The organism is Rhodoferax sp. RT5P35 (assembly GCF_056521385.1).
In genome coordinates this window covers 1-1477 of sequence record NZ_JBWMAX010000111.1, presented here as the reverse complement: position 1 = coordinate 1477, position 1477 = coordinate 1, and the positions used below count along the sequence as shown (strand labels likewise).

Below are 1477 nucleotides of genomic sequence, written 5' to 3'. Positions count from 1 at the left end.
GAGGTCAGCTACAAAGACCGTGGCGGCAAATACCAGGGCCAGGTGGGCGTGACTTTGCCCCGAGCCTAAACCAGGTATCAGCCGGGATAACAGCCGCAAAGGCCTGATTCTTGCAACTGCGCAGGGCGACTCCAAGGAAATACCATGTGCCAAATGCTCGCCATGAACTGCAACAGTAGCGCCAGCATCAACTTCTCGTTTGCCGGTTTTTCGGCCCGCGGTGGGCAGACCGGTGAGCATGCCGACGGCTGGGGCATTGCCTTCCACGAGCGCACCGGCTGCCGGGTGTTCATCGACGATGGCCGCGCCAGCGACTCGGCCCTGGCCGACTTTGTGCGCAGCTACCCGATCAAGTCCAAGTCGGTGCTGGCGCACATCCGCAAAGCCACCCAGGGCGCGGTGACTTTGTCCAACTGCCACCCGTTCCAGCGCGAATGGCTGGGCCAGCACTGGGTGTTCTGCCACAACGGCGACCTCAAAAACTACCACCCCAACCTGCGCGGCAACTACCTGCCGGTGGGCACCACCGACAGCGAAAAAGCCTTTTGCTGGATGCTGCAAGAGCTGCGTAGCGCGTTCAAAGGGGCCTGCCCGCCCAGCTGGAAACAGGTGGCCCCGGTGCTGGCCGAGCTGTCGCGCCGCATCGCCAGCCACGGCACCTTCAACTTCCTACTGTCCAATGGCGAGGCCATGTACGCGCATTGCTCCACCAAGCTCAGCTGGGTATCGCGCCAGCACCCGTTCCAGACCGCCCGGCTGATCGACTGCGACATGACGCTCGATTTGCGCCAGGCCAACAGCGAAAGCGACCGCATGGTGCTGGTCGCCACCGAGCCCCTCACCGCCGACGAGCCTTGGGACAGCTTTGCCCCGGGCGAGCTCAAGGTGTTTGTCGAAGGTGCCCAGGTCTGGAGCAGTACCAGCCTGCCGCCTAAGCCCGCCAAGCCCGTCAAAACGGCCCGGGCGGTACGGGTCCAACCCGTCGCCGTGCGCGCCAGCTTAGGGGCACCCGCGTGAGTGCTGCCGCAGGGGCGGGCGGTCGCCGGGTGCTGGATGTGCAGCACTTGAGCGTGCGGTTTGAAACCAAGGAGCGCGTGGTAGATGCCGTGCGCGACCTGTCGTTCCACGTCAACGCGGGCGAAACGCTGGCCATCGTGGGCGAGTCGGGCTCGGGCAAGTCGGTATCGTCCCTGGCGCTGATGCGGCTGGTGGAAAACGGTGGCGGGCGCATCACCAGCGGCAGTATGCAGTTCCACCGGCGCGACGGCAGCCGCCTGGACCTGGCCCAGGCCAGCCCGGCCACTATGCGCGGCATCCGCGGGGCCGAAATGGCCATGGTGTTCCAGGAGCCCATGACTTCGCTGAACCCGGTGTTTCCCGTGGGCGAGCAGATTGCCGAATCCATCCGTCTGCACCAGCGGCTGGGCCGTGCCGCCGCCCTGGCCGAGGCCCTGCGCATGCTGGAGCTGGTGCGTAT

General features: G+C 65.6%; 2 protein-coding genes and 1 pseudogene. All 3 read left to right on the top strand.

What is annotated here, in order from left to right; translation table 11 throughout:
• Nucleotides 1–69 (top strand): annotated as a pseudogene (gene dcd / locus AC097L_RS24085) (dCTP deaminase); the annotation flags it as partial.
• A gap of 75 nt (nt 70–144) precedes the next feature.
• Nucleotides 145–1017 carry a class II glutamine amidotransferase gene (locus AC097L_RS24080; RefSeq protein WP_479589253.1) on the top strand — a complete coding sequence of 291 codons (873 nt, stop codon included), beginning with the start codon at nt 145–147 and terminating at the stop codon, nt 1015–1017.
• Nucleotides 1014–1477 (top strand): ATP-binding cassette domain-containing protein (locus AC097L_RS24075; protein WP_479589252.1); only part of this gene is annotated, 464 nt, incomplete at its 3' end. The genes AC097L_RS24080 and AC097L_RS24075, both read left to right, overlap by 4 nt.

Coding starts and splice junctions, on each gene's coding strand:
- AC097L_RS24080 (WP_479589253.1), top strand. CDS start 145: ATGTGCCAAATGCTCGCCATGAACTGCAACAGTAGCGCCAGCATCAAC.